19 protein-coding genes are annotated in these 21264 nt (G+C 46.5%); 4 read left to right on the top strand and 15 right to left on the bottom strand.

The features are described 5' to 3' along the window. Positions 1–302: 302 nt before the first annotated feature. Positions 303–647, bottom strand: a complete 345-nt coding sequence (locus A6049_RS18700; RefSeq protein WP_063566123.1) for a thioredoxin family protein — start codon at positions 645–647, stop codon at positions 303–305. 143 nt (positions 648–790) lie between these two features. Between A6049_RS18700 and A6049_RS18705 the strand changes: the two genes are divergently transcribed. Next, the gene (locus A6049_RS18705; protein ID WP_063566124.1) at positions 791–2071 is read left to right on the top strand and encodes a DUF2515 family protein; all 1281 of its coding nucleotides are present in this window, start codon (positions 791–793) and stop codon (positions 2069–2071) included. Between the two features lie 151 nt (positions 2072–2222). Here A6049_RS18705 and A6049_RS18710 read toward each other — a convergent pair whose 3' ends face one another. From A6049_RS18710 to A6049_RS18760, 11 genes are all read right to left on the bottom strand, one after another. Further along, the gene (locus A6049_RS18710; protein ID WP_063566125.1) at positions 2223–3851 is read right to left on the bottom strand and encodes a putative polysaccharide biosynthesis protein; all 1629 of its coding nucleotides are present in this window, start codon (positions 3849–3851) and stop codon (positions 2223–2225) included. 60 nt (positions 3852–3911) lie between these two features. Next, on the bottom strand, positions 3912–4352 hold the full coding sequence (locus A6049_RS18715) for a DUF456 domain-containing protein (protein WP_063566179.1): 441 nt from the start codon (positions 4350–4352) through the stop codon (positions 3912–3914). A 54-nt stretch (positions 4353–4406) separates the two neighbouring features. After that, positions 4407–5156, bottom strand: a complete 750-nt coding sequence (locus A6049_RS18720) for a Cof-type HAD-IIB family hydrolase (RefSeq protein WP_063566126.1) — start codon at positions 5154–5156, stop codon at positions 4407–4409. A gap of 672 nt (positions 5157–5828) precedes the next feature. Further along, positions 5829–6701 (bottom strand): metal ABC transporter permease, encoded by an 873-nt coding sequence (locus A6049_RS18725; RefSeq protein ID WP_063566127.1) that lies wholly within the window; start codon positions 6699–6701, stop codon positions 5829–5831. After that, the gene (locus A6049_RS18730) at positions 6701–7660 is read right to left on the bottom strand and encodes a metal ABC transporter permease (RefSeq protein WP_063566128.1); all 960 of its coding nucleotides are present in this window, start codon (positions 7658–7660) and stop codon (positions 6701–6703) included. Before A6049_RS18730 ends, A6049_RS18725 begins: the two co-directional genes overlap by 1 nt. Positions 7661–7663: 3 nt before the next feature. After that, positions 7664–8485 (bottom strand): metal ABC transporter ATP-binding protein, encoded by an 822-nt coding sequence (locus tag A6049_RS18735; protein ID WP_240321484.1) that lies wholly within the window; start codon positions 8483–8485, stop codon positions 7664–7666. Positions 8486–8516: 31 nt separating this feature from the next. Next, positions 8517–9500 (bottom strand): metal ABC transporter solute-binding protein, Zn/Mn family, encoded by a 984-nt coding sequence (locus tag A6049_RS18740; protein WP_063566129.1) that lies wholly within the window; start codon positions 9498–9500, stop codon positions 8517–8519. 201 nt (positions 9501–9701) lie between these two features. Beyond that, positions 9702–11681, bottom strand: coding sequence for a peptidoglycan D,D-transpeptidase FtsI family protein (locus A6049_RS18745; RefSeq protein ID WP_090954697.1), 1980 nt, complete (start codon positions 11679–11681; stop codon positions 9702–9704). A 287-nt stretch (positions 11682–11968) separates the two neighbouring features. Continuing rightward, positions 11969–13993 carry a peptidoglycan D,D-transpeptidase FtsI family protein gene (locus tag A6049_RS18750; protein WP_063566131.1) on the bottom strand — a complete coding sequence of 675 codons (2025 nt, stop codon included), beginning with the start codon at positions 13991–13993 and terminating at the stop codon, positions 11969–11971. 105 nt (positions 13994–14098) lie between these two features. Further along, positions 14099–15196 (bottom strand): transglutaminase domain-containing protein, encoded by a 1098-nt coding sequence (locus tag A6049_RS18755; protein WP_063566181.1) that lies wholly within the window; start codon positions 15194–15196, stop codon positions 14099–14101. Between the two features lie 69 nt (positions 15197–15265). Further along, positions 15266–15721 (bottom strand): hypothetical protein, encoded by a 456-nt coding sequence (locus A6049_RS18760; protein ID WP_063566182.1) that lies wholly within the window; start codon positions 15719–15721, stop codon positions 15266–15268. 216 nt (positions 15722–15937) lie between these two features. On the opposite strand from A6049_RS18760, the gene A6049_RS18765 reads away from it, so the two are divergent. Further along, a complete protein-coding gene (locus A6049_RS18765) occupies positions 15938–17113 on the top strand; it encodes an MFS transporter (protein ID WP_063566132.1) in 1176 nt (391 codons plus the stop codon). Positions 17114–17619: 506 nt separating this feature from the next. Continuing rightward, a complete protein-coding gene (locus A6049_RS18770; RefSeq protein ID WP_063566133.1) occupies positions 17620–17967 on the top strand; it encodes a toprim domain-containing protein in 348 nt (115 codons plus the stop codon). 80 nt (positions 17968–18047) lie between these two features. Here A6049_RS18770 and A6049_RS18775 read toward each other — a convergent pair whose 3' ends face one another. Further along, positions 18048–18659, bottom strand: coding sequence for an SCO family protein (locus tag A6049_RS18775; RefSeq protein WP_082935236.1), 612 nt, complete (start codon positions 18657–18659; stop codon positions 18048–18050). A gap of 229 nt (positions 18660–18888) precedes the next feature. Then, entirely contained in the window at positions 18889–19818 is a 930-nt protein-coding gene (gene cyoE / locus A6049_RS18780) for a heme o synthase (RefSeq protein WP_063566135.1), read from the bottom strand. Between the two features lie 253 nt (positions 19819–20071). Here cyoE and A6049_RS18785 point away from each other — a divergent pair, with 253 nt between their 5' ends. Further along, positions 20072–21052 (top strand): metal-dependent hydrolase, encoded by a 981-nt coding sequence (locus A6049_RS18785; protein ID WP_063566136.1) that lies wholly within the window; start codon positions 20072–20074, stop codon positions 21050–21052. A 107-nt stretch (positions 21053–21159) separates the two neighbouring features. On the opposite strand, the gene A6049_RS34150 is transcribed toward A6049_RS18785, so the two are convergent. Next, positions 21160–21264, bottom strand: a 105-nt coding sequence (locus A6049_RS34150; RefSeq protein ID WP_240321487.1) for an alpha/beta-type small acid-soluble spore protein, incomplete at its 5' end; no start/stop codon positions are given.

Below are 21264 nucleotides of genomic sequence, written 5' to 3' on the forward strand. Positions count from 1 at the left end.
TTTTTTCTCACCCGCTGTTGGTTTAAGATGGCGAAGAACTACATCCTCCGCTTGATTCGATACTTTGACACTTATTTCACAACTAAATTCATTATACCGGATAAATGTGTCATTGACGCCGCGCTTTGTGACAAAATGTTAACGTCTGTCGAGAAGTTGACCCGCAGGTCATCGGTAAATATGTACATTATTACAACGTTAGTTTCTCCCGAAAACTCGGAAAATACAAACGCCACTTCCCTATTTCAAGAGAAATGGCGTTCATTTAATTATAACCTTTAACATGGTTAACCTGTCATGCTTTATTTATGAATCGTGTTATACACCTCAACTGCACGCTGCAGGAATTGCTCAATCTCTTCTCTCGACTTGCGCAGTTTGTTCACATAACGAACAAGTTCCCGGCCATCTGTGTAAGCTACAAAGCTGGGGATGCCGAGGATATTTTGCTCTTCGCTCACTGTACCCACCTGATCTACGTCGACCTCAACCAACTTCAGCTCACGAGCAAACTTTTCTTCAACTTCAGGCATAAACGGATCGATGTACTTGCAATCACCACACCAATCTGCCTTAAATACAGCTACAGTCAAACGCGGAGATTGGATTGCCACATCAAATTCCGGTTTCGATGTAATCTTTTCCATTACAACATCTTCCTTTCTATACCTTGTCTTATTCTCTAAGTGAAGCAAATTGCGGAGTGGAAGTCAAATATTCGGCGCATACTGACATCAACAGCTTCCTAAACTAAAAACGTAATCAGATTATAAAGAAAGGAGGTCATGTTATGACTTCCGTTAAATCGGATTCCTCCGAGCCTGCCCAACATGGGTCGATATTACAGATGGTTCGATCCATCCCAGGTGCGGCCCGGGAAGTGTGGAGGGGCAAACAGGCGGCTTGGCAGGCTTCTGCACAGCTTCGTCATCCCTTGCGTGATATGGCTTGGGACTCTGACATGGCTGCTACCTTACAAGCTGAAGTGGAGCGCCTGTTGCCTGGAAACGAGAGTTCTTTTGCCCGAAATACGCTCAGTGCACTGGTCTGTGAAGAGGACTGCATCATTCTGGAAGAAATCAAGACATTAACGCAAGAAAACAACCGGAGTAACATCACTCGCACAGCAGCATACCTGGAATGTTACGAACAGTATCCAGAGCTGCATTGGGCCCTGCTTGCCCATATGGTATCCCGCAACGGCGGATATCACATTACCGATCTTCAAAGTGACCTTATGCATAATCTGCAAAATCAAACAGACCGTGAGCACATGTATCGACTACTGGAGCGATGTAATGCCCTCATTTTCCAAGATGCTTATCCCCAGCTTCTGTTATATATGAATAGCCGCCGGATCGGCCGGAGCTGTTTTCATTTGTTGTCCCATTTTCATGTATCGGCGTTCATGACACCGTTCTGGGAACGATTTTGGCTGGAGCGATGCAGCTCGCTGCTTAGTGTGGCATTAATTATTAATGAGCAGAACTATATCGAGAGCCGTGTCGTGCAGCATCCTTATTTTCAAAAACAAGTGCTGTCCAAACCCGCATTCCATCTGCATAATCTGGCTGGGCTGAACCATATCGTATTTCCACTCGGGCGGGAAAAAGGTCTTGCAGGCCGGGTTATTGAACATTTTGGCAAGCTGGATGAGCGGATTATGTTTGGTAAAGGCTTATATGCGATGCTGTTTGGAGTGGAACAAGTGTACACACAAGTATTGGAGTTTGCGCGTTCGGTTCCCCACCGTGGCTCACGTGCTGAATACTGGCCTGGTCTGTTCACCGCACATAAAGATGAAGACGGAGAAGCTGAGCTCTATAGTCAGGAGCTGTTGGATCAAGAATGGCTAGGGGAAGGACAACGGTTATATAGTCCTGAATTGCTGGCTGTATGGGGTGATACGCCGTATGAACCGATTACAAGGCAGGATTGGCTGCAAAATCGCGATTGTCTCGGTCATCTCACGGCCCCGCGCCGCCCTTGGCTGTTTGAGATGAGCCATGAGCATCGGTATGGTATGTTGAAAACTGCATTGGCCCATGATGCCAAAACCTTAACTCATTAAGGACAGAGGCCTTACCAGGGAATACGTCTAGAAGTCAATAATGGACTACCTTTTTTCGGTATTACAAAAAAGCCCTGTCCGCTATGAAAGCAGACAGAGCTTGTACTTATTTCAAACAATATAACGAAGTGTGTATTGTGTGTTGAATCGATTATCCACGTTGCCCGGCTCCACGTTGTAGACGCATGAGCGGACGGAGTATTTTTTGCAAAATACGAGGGTAACTGCCCAGTTCGTCTTTACGAAGTACACGTAGAACAACCATGAGTACCAAGTACACGACAACCACAAGCGCACCCACAAACAGACAGGTAACGAGGAATGATACACGTGTTGGCAGGAATAAATCAAAGATGGAGTTCCCAGCCCAGTTCGCCGCAAAACCAACACCCGCTGCACACAGCACGGTAATGATGAATCCTTTCCAACGATCACCCATGATCGAGAAATCAACAATTTTGCGAAGCACCCGCAGATTGAGATACGTAATAACCAGGAAACACAATGCGGTCGCAATAATGATCCCGTAAATGCCAAAGATTGGAGCCAGAATTAAACTCGCTACGAGTTTGACTACGATACCGGCAGCTACACTGATCATTGTAATCCGTGGTTTACCTACCCCAAGCAAAATGGAGTTGGTGGTCATCATCGTAATTTGGAAAATGGTACCGAACGTCAGCAATGTAATGATTGGTGTTCCGTCTGGGCTGGTAAATAGTAAGCCGTTAACGGAATACGCTGCCGCACACAGAGCGATAACGATTGGCATTCCTGTCAGAATCGAAATGCGCAAAGCAAGCGTCACCTGATTTTTCAGATGAACTTCATCCTTGCGTGCAAAAGCTGCCGAAATGACTGGCACAAGTGATTGACTCAGTGCGATAGCCAGAATCGGAGGAATACCTGCAATACTTTGGGCCTTGGCACCGAGAATGGCAAGAACTCCTGTCGCTTCATCCATCCCGATTCGTCCGCTAAGCAGTGGAACTACCAGCGATGAATCGATAAAGTTAATCGCCGGAACAGCGAGTGAAGATAAAACGATTGGAATCGAAAGTTTGAATATATCGCTGTAGATGCCCCGCATGGGCAATTGCTCCGCACGCTCATAATTCAATTGCGCCGCACGGTCATTTTTGCGAAGTTTCAAGGTGAAGTACAACATGACAGCAAAAGCACCAATGCTTCCGAATACGCCCCCAAATGAAGCCCCTGCAGCAATGGTTTGATCATCATAATTCCATTGCAGCATAACAAACGCCACGATGATCGCTGTACCTACACGTGCAAACTGCTCCACAATCTGTGAAATGCCGCCTGCCGTCATATTGCCGCGACCCTGGAAATATCCACGCATCATTGCGATGGCCGGGAAGAGCAGTAGCGCCGGAGCCAAGGCCCGAATGGCGCTCACCGATTCCGGTACTTTGGATACGTACGTCGCATAATAAGGTGCTGCGAACCATAATAAAGCAGACATAACTACCCCGGCTACAGCCGCAAAGATCAGGGCTGCACGGTAGATTTGTTGTGCTTCACCTGCGCGTCCCAGTGCATAGCGTTCCGACACCATTTTGCTAAGTGTACTCGGTATGCCCGCTGTAGCTACGGTTAACAGCATTAAATATACCGTATTGGAGATGGTAAACGATGCGTTACCGATATCGCCGAGGATATGCTCCAGCGGCACCCGTTGAACCAATCCGAGTACCCTCGCAATTAGCGCAGCTGCCGCCAAGATGAGCGTACCTCTAATGAATGTTTCCTTCTTAGACAAGCCAATTCCCCTTCTTTCCCCCACACCGACGTGCATCCAGATGAAGCCGCTCCCGAACGTCTATGCGAATCTTACCACCCAGATAATAAACAGAACAATCATGACGATTTGCAAAATAATTTTCATAACGGTGCTTGTAAATAGCCCCACCACGGAACCAAATCCGACTTTGGAAGCTTTGGCTGGTGAAGACCCTCCGATCAGTTCCCCGATAAAAGCACCGATAAATGGTCCCAGTACCAGTCCGAATGCCGGAATAACAAATGGGCCTATGATGACACCAATCGTACTGAGAGTCGTCGATAATTTGGAGCCGCCGAATTTCTTCACACCCCAGGCACTGACGACATAATCAGCCACAAACAGCACCACTACGATCAAAATCTGGATAATCCAGAACCATACACCGAACGGAACAAAGCTGAAGAACCAGCCATAGACCAGAAACGCGAAGAAAATCGCTACAGCACCAGGCAGTATGGGATATACCGTTCCGGCCATCCCCACCGCAAACAGCAGTACAATTAAAATCCAGCCAACGGTTGCGAGCAAAGGTTATTCCCCCTTCAAAATATGATCACGGATGACTTCGACAATGCCATCTTCGTTGTTGCTCGCTACGATCAGGTCAGCCGCTTCCTTCACTTGCTCCTGCGCGTTGCCCATGGCAACACCAAGACCCACGGCTTCAATAACCGCCAGATCATTCAGGCTGTCTCCAACAGCAACCACTTCGGACATCTCTATGCCCAGAAGCTTGCAAACTTCAGCTACGCCACTCGCTTTGGATACACCAGCAGGGTTAATCTCAATATTAACTGGTGAGGAGTTCGTCATTTGCAAGCCGCCCATTTGTTGCAGCTCCATCATAATCTGGTGACGGACTTCATCTACTTCGGTATTGAATCCGAATTTCAACCATTCCAGACCTTCAATATTGTCCGTCCAGCGATCACGGTTGAACAGCTCTTCCACGGAGTATGCCCAGTACCAGCTATTATATTTTTCGCCAATCTCCTGCATTTTGCGGATCAATGCCGGGTCCATCAGATGGCGCATATGCAGATCATGCGGAGCTTTCCAGACTTCACTGCCATTGACCGTTACCATCGGGGTCTCCAGCCCAAGCTGTACCGCATAAGGCATCGCATGAAAAACAGCTCTTCCCGTCGAAAGGCACACATGCACTCCCCGACGAATGGCGATCTGAATCCATTTGGCGGTTTCCTGTGTGATCTCATGATTATCGTTAAGCAATGTTCCATCCATATCCAATGCAAGCAATTTGTATTTTAGTTCACTCATGCCGTATTTCCTCCTCAGTTGTCTCTCTCCAAGTTGAACTCATGGATATACATATAGACACTATGTGGACAGAAAACCTTTCGATCGCTGTTATCTTTGATTTTATATATTTCCTTTATAGCTACAACATTGGTATTCCTAAGGGTCTGCAGGGTGAACGTTACGGGGACGGATCGTCTTCCGATCGCTGTTGTATCCAAATTTTCTTGAACCAACTTTCTAATAGTTGTAATTTGGATACAAAGGCGAACGCTTCGCTTCTTCAGATCGATTCCGTTCCCTCCACTACGCCTGTTATTTATAAAACCCAATATACCTGTTTGGAAAAACAAAATTTATAAAACCAAGTAATCGCTTCTTCAGGACTTTTCTGTCCTCTCCGTTTCCCAATGTATCTCCAGTTCAACTTATATGCTCTTTATATCTTATCTAACATACTCTCACAAAAAGATCGCCCGGCATTCGCGTAGGCGGATGCTCCGGACGTCACAGCTAACGACATTTTACCACAGATCGTCGGCCTGCAACAAAGTAACCCGCGATACGGGTGAACCTTTGCAACAAGGGCACAGGTGTCTGTTCCAATTCGTGTAAGAGTCTGGTATAAGATAAAACTTACCCGTATCCATGAAAAAACCGCCTGCAATGCAGGCGGCTGCTACTTTTTATCCATTAACGTGCCGCGAATTTGCGACGAGCATACCGGAAGACAATACCATGCTTTGGAGACAGCAACAGGGCCAGCACAAACAGAATTCCTGCTACCGCCACCATGCAACCTGCAATGGAAGCATCCAGCGCGTAAGCCATGATGTAGCCCCCAACCGAGGAAGCTGCTCCTACGAGCACACTGTACAGAATCATTTTACCCAATCGATCCGTAAGTAAGTAAGCCGTCGCTGCAGGTACAATCAACATGCCTACCACGAGAATAGATCCTACGCTCTCAAATGAAGCCACAGATGTCATGGAAACGAGCCCCATAAGCAGATAGTGGAACAACACCACCGGAATGCCGCAGGCCGCAGCCAGCGCCGGATCAAAGGCACACAACTTGAACTGTTTGTAGAACAAGCCGATTACAAGGAGGATGACCAGCAAGGTGATGCCCAGCATCCAGACCGCCCTTGGGCCTACATCCGTCCCTCCAAGCGTTAAGGTATCCCACTGGACATAAGCGATCTCACCGAACAAGACACAATCGAGATCCAGATCAATATGCCCGGCATTCAAACTGATCAAAATCACACCCACTGCGAAGAGTGCCGTAAACACTATTCCGATGGAAGCATCCGATGATAGTCCTCCAGCCTGTAAGCTTTGAATGAAGAACACCGTCAGTAATCCAAATACGGTTGCCCCAAGCAGCATCCATAACGAATCACGTGAACCGCTCCACAGGAAAGCAATCGCAATACCTGGGAGAACCGCATGACTGATCGCATCTCCAACCAGAGCCATTCGCCTTAATATGAGAAAACAGCCAAGAATAGCGCAGGCGGAGGATACCAGGATGGCCGTTAATATAATCCAAAACGTTGCCATTACAACTCACCCCGTTCCTGCTGTGCTCGCTGTGCAGAGAGTGTCTGTAGCGTGGCATGTTCTTCTCTCAAGTAAGCGGATTTCGCCTGCATACTTCGTAAACGGCGTGCTAACAGTCCGCGCCGTGGAGCAAGCAATGCGGAACCTGCAAATAGCACTGTCGCCGCCAGTACCGTTACTGGCCCTGTCGGTAGATTAGGCACCAATGTGCTGAAGATTGTACCTGTCGCACCGCTCAGTGCTCCAAATACGCCGGCCAACAGTACCATAAGCGAGAGTGAGTCCGTCCAGCAGCGAGCTGCTGCCGCCGGGGTAACCAGCAAAGCGGCCACAAGCACCACGCCAACCGCCTGAATCCCCGCAACAACCGCAATAACGGTCAACAGCAGAATCAGTTGTTCCAGCATGCCAACCGGCAGTCCCATACCCCGTGCGAATCCCGGGTCAAAACTCACCAGCTTGAATTCCTTGAACCATGCCAGACAAGCGATCAATAATACAAGACAGACACCGCCCATGACATACACATCCGTCATCACCATGGATGCGGCCTGACCGAACAAATATTTATCCAGCCCACTCTGACTGCCGCTTGCACCGTGCTGAATCCGAGTAAGCATCACTACACCAATACCGAAAAATACAGTCAGCACAATCCCCATTGCCGCATCCTGCTTGATCCGGGAATACCGTGTAATCCACGATATGCCGAAGGTCGCAATGATTCCAGCCACAAGCGCACCGAACAGAAATAATCCTACTGATTTGGTTTCAGTCAACATAAACGCGATGCAAATTCCTGGCAGAGCTGCATGAGCCAACGTATCCCCCATGAGACTTTGACGACGCAAAAATGTAAAAGAGCCAATAATTCCACTACTGAATCCGAGTAACAAGCAGCCAAGCAATATCCAGCGTGTATTGGGATCGGACAAAATGGCTACTATCCAGTTCCACATGCACTACACCTGGCCTTTCTCCGACCGGCTTCCGATCATCGCTATCCGGCCTCCGTACGTCTCTTGCAAAGTATCCGGTACAAATACTTCATTCGTCGGTCCATCTGCAACCAGCCGTCCATTAAGCAGCAGCACATGGTCGAAATATTCCTCTACTGTCGCCAGATCATGGTGAACAACCAGTACGGTCTTCCCTTGCTTCTTTAGCTGTTCCAACAATGAAATGATAGCTTTCTCCGTTGTGGCATCCACACCTGCAAACGGCTCATCCATGAAATACAATTCCGCATCCTGTACCAGTGCTCTTGCCAGAAAGACACGCTGCTGCTGTCCTCCAGAAAGCTGACTGATCTGGCGGTACATATAATCACCCATTCCGACTTGCTCCAGGCAGTGAGCTGCCAGATCCCGTTCTTTTTTGCCAGGACGGCGGAACCAGCCCAGATGTCCATAACGCCCCATCATGACAACATCGAGGGCGTGGGTTGGGAAATCCCAATCAACAGATTCACGCTGAGGTACATAGCCGATACGGCGCCGCTGTTCTCGGTAGGACTGACCAAAAATTTTCACTTCGCCGTGCATTTTGGGCACTAGTCCCAGAACGGCTTTGATCAAGGTTGATTTCCCAGCCCCGTTTGGACCAAGGATGCCAATCAGCTGACCTTCCGGGATGTCAAAAGATACCCCACTGAGGACCGGCTTTTTATGGTAAGCCACCGCCAGATCCCGAACACTAAGCGGAGCTGATGTAGGCTGTGTTCCCTTCAGATGGTTAGCATTTGGTTGTGATTGAGATTTTTCGGATAAAATTGTATCGCTCATGCTCTGTCCACTCCTCTCTTCATATCGTTTATCATTTTAATGCCTCTACAATCGTCTGAGTGTTATGGCGGATCATGCCAATATACGTTCCTTCTTCTGTTCCCTCAGCACCCATCGCATCCGAGAACAGTTCACCACCAATACTTACGGTATGTCCTTTTTCGGCTGCACCAGCAATAATGGCTTCCATCGCTTTTGCTGGTACGCTGGATTCTACAAATACCGCTTTGATATTGTTGTCCACAAGATAATCTCGCAACGCACTGACATCTCTTGCACCATATTCTGCTGCTGTACTGATTCCTTGAAGCCCCATCACTTTCATGTCATAAGCTTGGCCGAAGTATCCAAAGGCATCATGCGCCGTAACCAATACCCGGCTGGCTTCCGGAATCTCCTGGATTTTTTCCCGCACCTCGGAATCCAATGCCTCCAGTTTGGTTAGATACTGCTCTGCCTGGACCTTGTACTCTTCTGCATGTTCCGGGTCTGCTTCCACGAGTGTATCGCGCACAGCCTCTGTGGCATGCATCCAGTGGCTAACATCAAACCAGACGTGTGGGTCGTATTCCGTTCCGCCTGTATCTTTTCCTGAACGCAATTCCTCCACCGGAATGTTCTCCGAGACAGCTGTTACTATTTTGCTCTTGGACATTTTCTCCAAGATGTCTGTCATTTTGCCTTCAAGATGCAATCCGTTATAGAAGATAACTTTTGCTTGCTCCAGCTTCCTAATATCTCCCTGTGAAGCCTTGTACAAGTGAGGATCTACCCCTGGGCCCATCAGCCCGGTCACATCAACATATGCCCCGCCGACTTCACGCGCTACATCCGCAATCATGCCTGTTGTGGCTGTGACCTGCACCTTCCCTTCACTACCTCCTGTTTCCGCTGCACCTGAGCATGCTGTTAGTACGATAACCAGAACAACAGCTGCCAGTGTCATCAACCCTCTCTGAATGCTCCTCATCTTTACCATCAACAATTCATACCGCCCCTTTCCCTCTCCTAACATAATTGTCCTCATCTAATTTTGTTGTACAAGGTATTAAAATTTATACAAGACTAATAATGTTTCCCTTGTGCAAATTTTAGCCGATGCAAAATAAAAAGGCAAGGGATAATTTCCCCTGCCTGTCAAGATTCATATCTTGTTCACTTCATTAACCTGTTAGATATGATATTAAAAGAGCTACATCTACTGCGTTTCTTCACATTACTCTGTATCTTTCCCCTGATCTTTCTTCCCTTTTGGAGTCCCATCAAGGCCATACACTTCATCGTAAGCATCGAAAATTTTACGTGCAATCGGAGACGCACTGACCGATCCAAAGCCACCTTCGGGCACAACAACCGCTATAGCCAGCTTCGGATTATCCCGTGGTGCAAATGCGATAAATACTCCGTTTTCCTTTTTGTTCGGTCCTGTTCCCTGCTCCGAGGTTCCTGTTTTTCTCGCATAATCATAGGGGAAACCGTTAAACGAACTTACTTTGGTGACCATACCCTTGTGCACTTCATTCCAGTATGCATCAGCAAAATCAACCTCGTTTAACACTTTTGGTTTAATTTTCTTGACTACATTACCCTCCGCATCACGAATTTCCTTCACCAAATGAGGTTCGATCCGTTTGCCTTTATTGGCAAGCATTGTCGTATATTGTGCGAGTTGAAGCGTTGTATATTTCGCTTGCTGTCCAAATGAAGCAAACGCTAACCTCGTCAAGCCTGATTCGTCATTATCACTATTGTATTCTAGTGTACCTAGATACTCTTTCGGCAAATCCACTCCTGTAGACACGCCCAAACCGAACTTTTTCATGTATTTGTCCCACACTTCCACGCCCTCGGTCGCCCCATATTTGTTATAGAGGCCCTTTCCCACCATATCAATCATAAAGGCATTGGAAGATTTCTCAATAGCCCGTCTCGCTGTAATAGAGCCGTTAAATGCCGAGTGTGAATTTCTAACCTTTCTCCCATCTTTACCTAAAGTAGCATACCCTTGGTCATAGTAGGTTTGCCCTGTACTGAACAGACCCTCTTTCAATCCAATTAGTACACTAAGTGGCTTAATAACGGAACCCAACAAAACAACGGATTCCGTATGTTTTTTCGAATCGTCCGGCGGGAAGGAAGCCATTGTTCCGTTGCGATAAACGTACTTGATCTTGTCATAATCCCAGTCATTCGGATCATAATCAGGCATACTCGCCATAGCCACTACATTGCCTGTATCCACTTCCATGGCTACCGCATATCCCGTAACGGCGTTCGGAAGTTTACGCAATTCATCCGTTATTGCCTGCTGTGCTGCCATCTGAATTTCCTTATTGATTGTGGAGACCAGACTGTATCCCTTCTCCGGCGGAGTCTGTTGCATCGTACCCTCTGGCAAATTACGCAAATTAATATCAATGGATTGGTAGCCGCTACGCCCACGAAGCTCTTCCTGATATTGAAATTCAAGGCCATCAACTCCAACTTTTTCTTGCTGGGTATAGCGCAATCCTGGGTCGCGTTCTGTTGCTTCCGATTTGCTGATTTCTCTATACTTATCCAAGTTGTCCTGTTGGCCTTTGAACTCTCTTGTATATCCGATCACCTGAACTGCGACCCTATCCGGATCATACTTTCTTACGTTTTCCTCAAGTACCATAGCACCTGGATATTCAGACTTTTTCTCCATAAAATAAGCAATTTCCTTCATGTTGAGATCCGATTTCACCAGACGAGGAGTATACCCATGTGCCTTCTGAGATTCCAGATCCAGGCGTTTTAAGATTTCTGCTGCATCTGGTTGTTCTTTGTCCCCCGGATTAAACTGCTTAAATACAGCCGCCAGTTCATCAGCAAGTTCCTGTGCCTCCTGCTTGCGGTCATCATTTCTATAATCCTCATACAACAACACATAGAGGGATTGTACAGGCTCCGAATAAGCCAGCGCGACTTCCCCTGTCGCATCATAGATTGGCCCACGAACAGGGGCGAGCGGAATATCTTTGGTATTGCGGCTGGTTTCCATATAGGTCAGTTCAGGTCCCTCGACAAATTGTACAAAGGCCAACCTAAAAATTAGGATACTGAATATCACAAACGCAGCGAAAAAAAACATATTCATTCTTACACTAGACGGCTTGTTGTTGACTGGTGTATCTTCATTGGACATTTTCTTTTTCCTCAATCGGTTAAACATGGGATAAGCCTCTCCGTTCTTATGTAAAAGTAGATTCATCTATCACGCATATTGCATTAATCGGTTCAAATAACATACCTTTCCTTCTACAAGTCTATCAAAGGTCAACTGCCATGTCCTCCAGATTTTGGTTACATTTTCGTGAACATTCTCTTATATAAACGTGGCATGCACGATGTTTGTTACATATTGATTTGCAGCAGCTTGTGGAAAAGAGACCTCTCAGTCCTGGCAAACGTAAAAAGGACCCTCGAAAGGGTCCCTTCTTTTGGAATCAACGACTTACATTACTGTGTATCTGATTCCTTATTTTTATCTTTTTTCGGTACACCGTCCAGACCAAATTCCTCGTCATACGCGTCGAAGATCGCACGCGCAACAGGGGCAGCGCTGCTCGAACCAAAGCCCCCTTCAGGAATAACCACGGCTACAGCCAGCTTCGGATTGTTGCGTGGAGCGTAAGCAATAAATACCCCGTTATCCACCAATTTGCCTCCGACTAACTGTGTGGATGTACCTGTTTTTCTTGCAAAGTCATAAGGGAATCCACTAAACGCTGTTACTTCGGTTGCCATGCCTCGCTGTACTTCATTCCAGTAAGCATCATTAAAATCGACTGTGCTGAGCACTTTAGGTTTCATTTTCTCAACCACATTGCCTTCCGAATCACGGAACTCACTGACTAATTGTGGCTCCATGCGTTTTCCTTTATTCGCTAGCATCGTAGCATACTGTGCCAGCTGCATCGTTGTATATTTCCCTTGTTGTCCAAAGGAGCCATAAACAAGTCGAGTTAGTGAACTTTCATCGGTGTTCATATAATCCCGAATACCCAAGAATTCATTCGGCAGATCAATCCCAGTAGATACACCCAGACCGAACTGCTTCATGTATTTATCCCAAACATTGATTCCCTCTGCGCCATATTGGGAGTAAAGCTTCTTGCCAATCTCATCAATCATGAACACGTTCGAGGAATGTCGAATCGCATCATGGGGAGTTAACGACCCATAAACGTGTCCCGATGAGTTCTGTACTCTACGGTTATCTCCACCGAAAGTCGTTGAACCACGGTCTGAATACACCGTATTTGTTGTGAAAAATCCTTCTTTCAAACCGATCAATACACTAAGCGGTTTAATCGTTGAACCAAGTAATACGATAGATTCAGCTCGTTTTTTAGAATCGTCGGGCGGGAACGAGCGAATTGTACCATTTTGATATACATACTTGATGTCATCATATTGATCGTTGCTAATACTACCCGTTCTCCAGATATTCGTGTCATAATCTGGCATACTGGCAATCGAAACAATCTTCCCTGTATCCACTTCCATAGCTACCGCAAAACCTGTTTTGGCATTCGGATGCAGCTTACCTGAAACTGGATGTGTATGCAGCCAGCTTAGTTGATCCAGTATCGCCTGTTCTGTCTTCACCTGAACATTTTTGTTAATCGTTGTAATCAGGTCGTACCCTTTTTCGGGTGGGGTAGAGCCCGCTACACCTTCAGGCAAATTCCGCAAGTCAACATCAACGGAGTTATAACCACTTTTTCCCCGCAGAACATCCTGATATTGCAGTTCCAGTCCATCAAAGCCAACAAACTCATTCTCGGTATATACAAGACCTGGGTCCGTTTGCTTTTTATTGGCCTCATCGACCTCTTTGTATTTATTGAGTGTTTTAGAGCTTTTGAACTTTTTGAGATAACCAATCGTCTGAACGGCTACCGTATCCGGATCATAGTAACGCACACTTTCCTCTACAATCTGAATTCCCTTGAATTCATCCTTGTGCTGCAGGAAATAAGCCACTTCCTCATCGGACAGATCACTCTTAATCAGACGTGGCATGAACCCGTTTGCTTTACGCGAATTGAGGTCCATTGCTTCTAAGATGTTATCGACCGTAAGGGCCTCGGAATCCTTTTTCTTATACTGCTCAAAAACATCATGCAACCGGGTGGCGATGTCCTCCACTTCCGCTATATTCGGATTTGGCTTACCATCCACATCCCCATAGTTTTTGTATAAAGTCAGATACAAGGATTGAATCGGCTTGGAGTAAGCCAGCTTTACCTCGCCCGTGGAATCATAGATGGTTCCTCTAACGGGAGCGAGTGGTACATCTTTGGTAATATTACTCGCTTCCTCCTGACTGAGCTCAGGGCCTTCCACGAATTGCAAAAATGCCAGCCGTACAATAATAACGCTAAAAATAACAAAGGAAGCGAAGAAAAATACGTTCATCCGGTAACTGAAGCGCCGCTTGTCCGTAAGTTCGTCCTTTTCTTTTGAATGATTTTTCATTCATCCTACCTCTTTCATGACTTGATGCATACCGTCCAGGCTGTACAGCCTCGGCATGATAACCTGGCAACGTCGTCATCTCCCGGACCCATGTCCGGCGTAATATTAAGCTGATTGATCTTTCAGATGGGTATCGGCAAAGTTAGGAGGATTGAACCAATCACCACTAATCGCCCAAGTGGGGTCAAGCGGAATCCAGCTTTCCGAATCACTTAAATATATTTCATTCCAGGCATGTGGACCATATCCACCCTGCCCATTATAACCAAGTCCTGTAACCACTTTGACTTCCAGACCCTGTGAACGAGCCATGACTGCATATAAACGAGCGTAATCGATACATACGCCTTCACGTGTATCAAATGTATTTTGAGGCGTCTGCTCGTGCCATATGCCTTTTTGCTCATAATCATCCACTTTACCATAGTCATATTGAATGCGAGAACCTACCCAGTCATATAATGCCCTGGCTTTGGCTTCATCTGTCGTTTGACCTTTCACAATTTCTTTTGCCGCAGATTCAATATCCGCCGGAATGTTATGGTCAATGACTTCATATTTGCGTTGCAGGATCGCGCCAAGTTCCTTTTGCACGGCTTGCGTAAATACGGGCAGCTTGTCCTTAATAAATGTACCTGATAATGGCTCTATAACAGATTTGGCCCCTTGCATATAAATGGGTGAAGCCTCTACATAGCGACTGAACATGCTGCCCGGATAGAGACTTACAATCATGAACAACACGGCAATCACAATCATCCCACGGACGGAGCCAATGACTGTACCGATCACTGCACCTGTAAAACGGCTGAAAAATCCTTTGGGTCTGCTCTCTTGCTCTGCTGAACTGTATCTTCTGCTGAAAATAAGGGAAGAGAGCAATCCGAGAATCAATCGGATGAAGCCATAACTAAGCACAAACAACACGGCAAACCGCATCAGCGGAAAATCAGCAATGGCCGTAATCAATGTATAATACATCTGCTCCCATCGGTTCAATTCACGGTTTGGCATGTCTGCCGCATGCACAGACAACCATTGTTGAACATATGGCGCAAGCCATAATGTTAAACCGATGGATAACAAAATACCAATGACCGCCATAATGCCATCCATGAGGAACCCAAAGAGTCTTCCTGCCGAACGCGAAGCACCTCTGGACCACCCCTGAAGCAATGAAGCGGCCACAATCAGCAGCAGCATAATCGTTATGCCGTTGAATTCTTTCAGACTATCCAGCCAACTTTGCAGCACGTGTCCATTCCTCCTTTACTACGAAGACGGTGCTGTTCCGTTCTCCTGTGCCTGTTCGACAAACGTACGTATGGTGTCATTGTCGAGTTTCCATTCGCCAAGTGAAATTCCGCGGAAGGTCACATCGACTTTATCTGATTGAGTTCTGCCTTTAATCTCCACATTGGGACTTGTGATGGTGAACGCCCCATCCTGTCCTTTGACGTATTTAGCTTTGGAAGCTTCCTTAAGCATCATGCTGGTCGCTTCTTTCTTCAATGTGTCCATAGTACTTGATTGTACGTCAGTAACTGTCTGTTTGATCTGATCAATGGAGATGCCGCTGTATATCAGTAGAGCCGCAATAATGATGATGGCAATCGCCCATTTCAATACGGTTTTGACCACGTTCAGAACAAAGAACAAAATGATCAACGCAACCACGATCACCAGCCAGTTCTGCATCACAAACTCTTTGATTACTTCTATGTTCATGACTACACCTTCCGTATTAGAGTTGATTATTAACACTTCCCGAATATTATACATGATTTCCGAAGCTGCTGTCAGCTAAGCCCTCCTATGTAAAAATAAACGGTCTAAGTTCGTCCCGCCGGGCGTACAAGTAGTACCATGAGGTTCTGTCCAAGGAACGGGGAACACGTCATGACCAGTTATTGAATATGCATCGCTTAACAAGGAGGGGCTTCTGTGAAAACGGCCATCTGGCTATATCTATTTTTGTTCCTTGCTGTTTTTGATTTGCACGCCCAGTATCCAATCTTGACCCCTTTCGCTATCTCGCTCGGGGCGGCCCCGACCTTCATCGGCTGGATGATGGGCATCTATTCCTTGACTCATCTCCCAGGCAATCTGATCGCCGGAACCCAAATCGACAAACATGGCAGTCGTCGTTACATTGTGTTTAGTTTGCTGGGTGCAGGCATCATTTTGCTTATCCAGGCGCAAATCCATACGCCATGGCAGCTGCTCGCCCTGCGCTCCATCAGCGGGTTTGTACTTGCTTTTCTGTCTCCGGCCTGTCTCGCACTGCTTGCGCAACTGTCAAGTGATCCTATCAAGCAAGGTAAGTATATGTCAGGCCACGGCGTCGTACATACGCTGGCATCCGTAGTGTCCCCCGCCGCAGGCGCATTGATCGTCGGAGCTTTAGGTTTTTCCGCCACCTTTGCGAGTCTCGGTTATCTGCTCATTCTGTCCGGCGTTATCGCATGGTTATCCATGCCCAAAGGCCTCGCTGAGGTTCAGCACGAAAAAGTGACCGAGCCCGCCATGCCTAGCAACCCAGTCGGAGAAAAAAGAAAGTTCCTGCCCGTATCCTGGCGATACTTTGCTCTGCCCCTTGTCATTGCGTGTGCCCAAGGAATTCTTTTTTTTGAACTACCACTGCGCGGAGGCGGACATTCGTCCATGATGTCTACCGGGCTTTTGTTTTCCATTATCAGTATTGGAGCACTATTTACCCTGAGCTTGCTATTTCTCAACCGTTATTCCCCCAAACTGCGGTTGATTGCAGGTGTACTGCTAATGTCTTTATGTTTCTTTGCTATGGCGGCCATACCACAGATTCCGTTATCATCCGTGCTTTTCGTTCTGGGGATGTCTAAAGGTATTATTTTCCCAGCCATGGCAACACTCTTTATTCATTTAAGCGGTGGAAACAAGCTGGGTCGCATCTTCTCATTGCAATCCATTGCTACCTCCATCGGTTCTTTCATCGGCCCCATCACAGCAGGACAGCTTCGTGTGGGTTTATCGCCGTATTTCATTGCCTTTGTATTATTGATGATCGGCATTATGCTGCTCCCTTATTTCACAGCCAGACGCGAAGCTGCCCTATCTGATCCCAAAAGCATACTGGGTTAACCATATCAGAACGCTCCATATCCATACCCTTTGACAACAGAAAGGCTTGTATTTTTCTTGGCTTTGCATCATTCCCCCATTTACAGCTAAACTATATAAAATGGACTGATGTTTTACACACAAACGAGGTGACTTCTTCATCTTCAAGATTTTGTTAAATATCCTCATTAGGAATGGATGATCAGCAGAAGTAGTGGAGGGGACGGAATCGATTCTGAAGAAGCGGTAGCGTTCGCCTTTGACTCCAGATGCTATACCTTTCAAAAATAAATTCAAAACATTTGGAGGCAACAGCGATCGAAAGAACGATCCGTAGACGGAACGACCACTGTTGCTGAGACATTCAGTTTCAGAGTGTGGAAAAGAAGTTGAAAATCAAAGATGTTTCTGTCAGCGTAGTCGCACGTGTAAAAATTAGAAGGTCCATTTTATATAATCCAGTCGATTTTCGCTGCAACATTTCCCGGGGAATGTCGACATAAGCTCTCGATCAAGAGGTGAATATGATGCCTATTCATGTCATTGTGGAAGGTAAAAACGACCGCAGCAAACTAAAACGTCTTGTAAGACCCGAAATCAACATTTTGTGCACATTTGGAACACTGAATTCCCTCAAGCTTGAATCGCTGCGCAAACAGGTTGGTTACGATGAGGTCTACTTATTTATGGATAATGACAGTTCGGGCAAAAAAATCAGGGGTGTGCTGCGAGATGCCTTCCCGGACGCAGTACAGATGTATACACGACGCGGTTACGCTGGTGTGGAGGGAACTCCCGATGAATACATCATCGCCCAGCTGGAGAAAGCCGGATTGGAATCGTATATCCAATATCCTGAATTCCCATCGTTTTAAACCGTAAGAGGCTGCTCGCCGGGATATTCATTCAACCCAGGAAGCAGCCTCTTTATTTGCTTGTTATTATGAACGCATTTTTATTCCTTGATCAGATTGCGAATGTCTTCCGCAATGACTGCTGGTTCAACATCCTCTGTATTAAACGCATTGTATACCTTGCGCAACTGGTTATTCCGATCCACCAATCCAATCATGTTCATATGGGCAAAATCGTCCTTGTTCTCACCCTGAATGAGGATCTGGAATGAATCCTTGGCGAGCTGCTTCGTCTGATCCATATCCCCCCGCAGGAAGTACCAGCCCTCATAATCCGCGTGGAATCGATCTGCAAATTCCTTAATCTTCTCCTTGGTATCCACTTTCGGATCAAATGAGATGGACACAAAAGAAACATCCTTGCCAAAGCTACCGTCCTCTTTCAACAGATCCTGCACCTGGGATAACGTAAACGTCGTAATTGGGCACACATCCGGACAACTGGTGAAATAAAAGTAGAACAAACGCACCTTGCCTTTGGTATCATCCAGAGATACTGTGCTTCCATCCACATTTTCCATCGAAAAGGATTGAATCTCCCGAATTTCGGGTAACTTTTCCTTGCTGGCAAATACGGTGCCCCACATTAAATACACCGCCATAATCAGCGCAAGTCCTAGCAGCATCCATGTCCATTTATACTTTTTCAGCATCATTATCGTCCCTTCCGATATCAGATCATATGAATACGCATACATAAAGTTTTAACGATTTTCTATAAAATTCATGGACTCTGGATCGTGTTTTTAATAGCATTTTCTCATTCCCATACCACTTTGATGCATATGTATACCAAGAACCCAACCGACAATGTGCTCTGTTGTTATTGTAGCTGTTCCACGGACCTGTGCCCATCTAATGTTTATTAGCATTTCCTAATGCTCATTTGTGCACTGTATCCAGAATCATCAATATAAAACTTAAGGATAGATAGTTAATGGAGTAAAGGAATACCTTTTTGGCCCAGGCATCTGTGTTTTGTGCACTAAAGCCTTTAAGTGCATAGTACAGCCACAGCACGGAAAGTATCAGTGAGACGGTCAAATAGAAGATTCCTGCATACCCGTAAGCATACATGAGAACCGGGACAAAGATTTGCAAAACCAGATAAGGAATCATCTGAATCTTGGTCCGTTCAATACCCTTTACAACTGGTAATAGCGGAAATCCACCAGCCCGATAATCTTCCACCCTGCGGATCGCGAGCGCCCAGAAGTGTGGAGGCTGCCATAAAAACAACATGGCCAGAAGCAGCCATGCACCAAGATCCATACGTCCGGTTACTGCGACATACCCGATGACTGGCGGCATTGCACCAGACAGGCCACCAATGGAGGTGCTCCATGTCGACGAACGCTTTAACCAAAGGGTGTACATAATCACATAGACAAACATGCCAAAAATGCCGCATAATCCGGCAAGTACCCCGGAGAAGGAAAAGAGTACGGATAATCCAATCACACCCAAAATAATGGCATAGGATAGAACGACTTTGGGTGTTAAACGTCCTGTTGGCAAGGACCTGTTGCGAGTACGTTCCATTTTGAGATCAAGTTCACGATCAAAGTAGTTGTTAAATACACAAGAAGAAGCCATAATCAGCACCGTTCCAAGCAGGGTCAGCACCATCTTGCCATAGTTGACGTCCCACTGGGATGCAAGCCAAAAGCCACCAAAAACCGCAATAAGGTTGGTTCGAAGAATGCCCGGTTTCGTAATATGGATAAAATCTTTCCACGTCCCTGACTTCATCGGAGGCGCAGATCGTGTTGCTGAATCGGAAGAAGCCTGGTATCTCAATGGATTGTCCACGCTTGTGAATCCCCCTTCTTCTTGATCTCATGGAGGTTTCTCTCTCTGCCTCCCATATAAAGTTTATCACAGGAAAAGGAAAAAGAGTTTGACAATGCTCGTACAATTGCTGTCAATTGAGCAGGTTCTTGTCATATCTTTGGAAATTAGGGTGTTTTGCTTCCCGGTAGGCGGATAATATACACTATATATGGGTATCACCTAGATAGAGAAGCAACTCGCATTAACGATACACCACACAAAGGAGACGTTTATGGATACTTCTACACATTTTGTCATGGGGATTGGTTTGGCCGGTCTGGCTTATGTCGATCCTGTTGTCGCGACGAGTCCCATGCTCGCAGCTGCGGTCATGGTTGGTACCATTGCAGGCTCGCAGGCTCCTGACATCGACACTGCGTTACGTCTCAAAAGTAACTCGCTCTACATTCGGAATCACCGGGGTATGTCTCATTCATTGCCATTTCTACTGTTATGGGTTCTGCTCATCACCGGAGTCATTGCACTGATCTTCCCGGGTGTCGCTGTTGGACACGTCGCGGCCTGGACTGCTGTCGCCGTAGGCGTGCACGTTTTTACCGATTTATTCAATACCTATGGAACCCAGGCAGCACGACCTTTTACAGAACGCTGGATTGCCTGGAACATCATTCATATTTTTGATCCGTTTCTGTTTACCACACATGTGCTGGCCATTTTGTTATGGGCTTTCGATCTGATCGCCCCTGCTCCACTCTTTGTTTCACTGTATATTTTGATTGGCTTGTATTATGTATGGCGGACAATAGCACGTGCTATGGCTGTTAGACAGGTGAAACGACTCGACAAAAATAATTCTGAGGCTCATTATATGGTCATCCCAACGATATCCTGGAACCGCTGGCATGTGGTGAAAAGATTTGTAGACGGCAGTTATGAGATTGGCAAAATGGATCATTCCGTCCTAACCTGGAATCTCCATGCTTCATCGTCCACTCACGCGGCTGTCGCCGCCTCACGCAAATCTCCTGAAGTCACTGCGTTTCTGTACTTCACCTCCTATGCTGTTGCAGAGGTGGAAGAATTACCAGCAGGATACAAGGTTCGCTGGGCAGATGTGCGTTATCGACACCGCAAACAATATCCATTTGTCGCTGTAGTCGTTATGGATCGAAATTTCGAAACGATTGATACGTATGTCGGCTGGTTAAGTGACGAGAAAATGGATAAAAAACTTTTATCCGCACGCTCTTGACGAAAGGTGCATGGAAGGGCACAATCAGACATAGGAACGAATGCGCGCGAGAAAGCCCGGAGCGTTTCCGCTCCGGGCTTCTGCTTGTTGCTTTTTGGTTATAATAATTATTTGCCAGACCCAGCCAGAGACTGCTCAGCGATTTGTACCAGACGTTTGGTGATATACCCGCCCAGAGATCCTGTCTCACGGGAAGTGTAGTTACCGTAGTA

Origin of the sequence: Paenibacillus sp. O199 (genome assembly GCF_001636635.1) — a bacterium.
Lineage (GTDB): Bacteria > Bacillota > Bacilli > Paenibacillales > Paenibacillaceae > Paenibacillus > Paenibacillus marchantiae.

Coding starts and splice junctions, on each gene's coding strand:
- A6049_RS18705 (WP_063566124.1), top strand. CDS start 791: ATGACTTCCGTTAAATCGGATTCCTCCGAGCCTGCCCAACATGGGTCG.
- A6049_RS18735 (WP_240321484.1), bottom strand. CDS start 8,485: ATGAGCGATACAATTTTATCCGAAAAATCTCAATCACAACCAAATGCT.
- A6049_RS18760 (WP_063566182.1), bottom strand. CDS start 15,721: ATGAACATAGAAGTAATCAAAGAGTTTGTGATGCAGAACTGGCTGGTG.
- A6049_RS18775 (WP_082935236.1), bottom strand. CDS start 18,659: ATGCTGAAAAAGTATAAATGGACATGGATGCTGCTAGGACTTGCGCTG.
- A6049_RS18740 (WP_063566129.1), bottom strand. CDS start 9,500: ATGTTAGGAGAGGGAAAGGGGCGGTATGAATTGTTGATGGTAAAGATG.
- A6049_RS18730 (WP_063566128.1), bottom strand. CDS start 7,660: ATGTGGAACTGGATAGTAGCCATTTTGTCCGATCCCAATACACGCTGG.
- A6049_RS18770 (WP_063566133.1), top strand. CDS start 17,620: ATGCCTATTCATGTCATTGTGGAAGGTAAAAACGACCGCAGCAAACTA.
- A6049_RS18720 (WP_063566126.1), bottom strand. CDS start 5,156: ATGAGTGAACTAAAATACAAATTGCTTGCATTGGATATGGATGGAACA.
- A6049_RS18725 (WP_063566127.1), bottom strand. CDS start 6,701: ATGGCAACGTTTTGGATTATATTAACGGCCATCCTGGTATCCTCCGCC.
- A6049_RS18715 (WP_063566179.1), bottom strand. CDS start 4,352: ATGGCCGGAACGGTATATCCCATACTGCCTGGTGCTGTAGCGATTTTC.
- A6049_RS18750 (WP_063566131.1), bottom strand. CDS start 13,993: ATGAAAAATCATTCAAAAGAAAAGGACGAACTTACGGACAAGCGGCGC.
- A6049_RS18755 (WP_063566181.1), bottom strand. CDS start 15,196: ATGCTGCTGCTGATTGTGGCCGCTTCATTGCTTCAGGGGTGGTCCAGA.
- A6049_RS18785 (WP_063566136.1), top strand. CDS start 20,072: ATGGATACTTCTACACATTTTGTCATGGGGATTGGTTTGGCCGGTCTG.
- A6049_RS18700 (WP_063566123.1), bottom strand. CDS start 647: ATGGAAAAGATTACATCGAAACCGGAATTTGATGTGGCAATCCAATCT.
- A6049_RS18745 (WP_090954697.1), bottom strand. CDS start 11,681: ATGTTTAACCGATTGAGGAAAAAGAAAATGTCCAATGAAGATACACCA.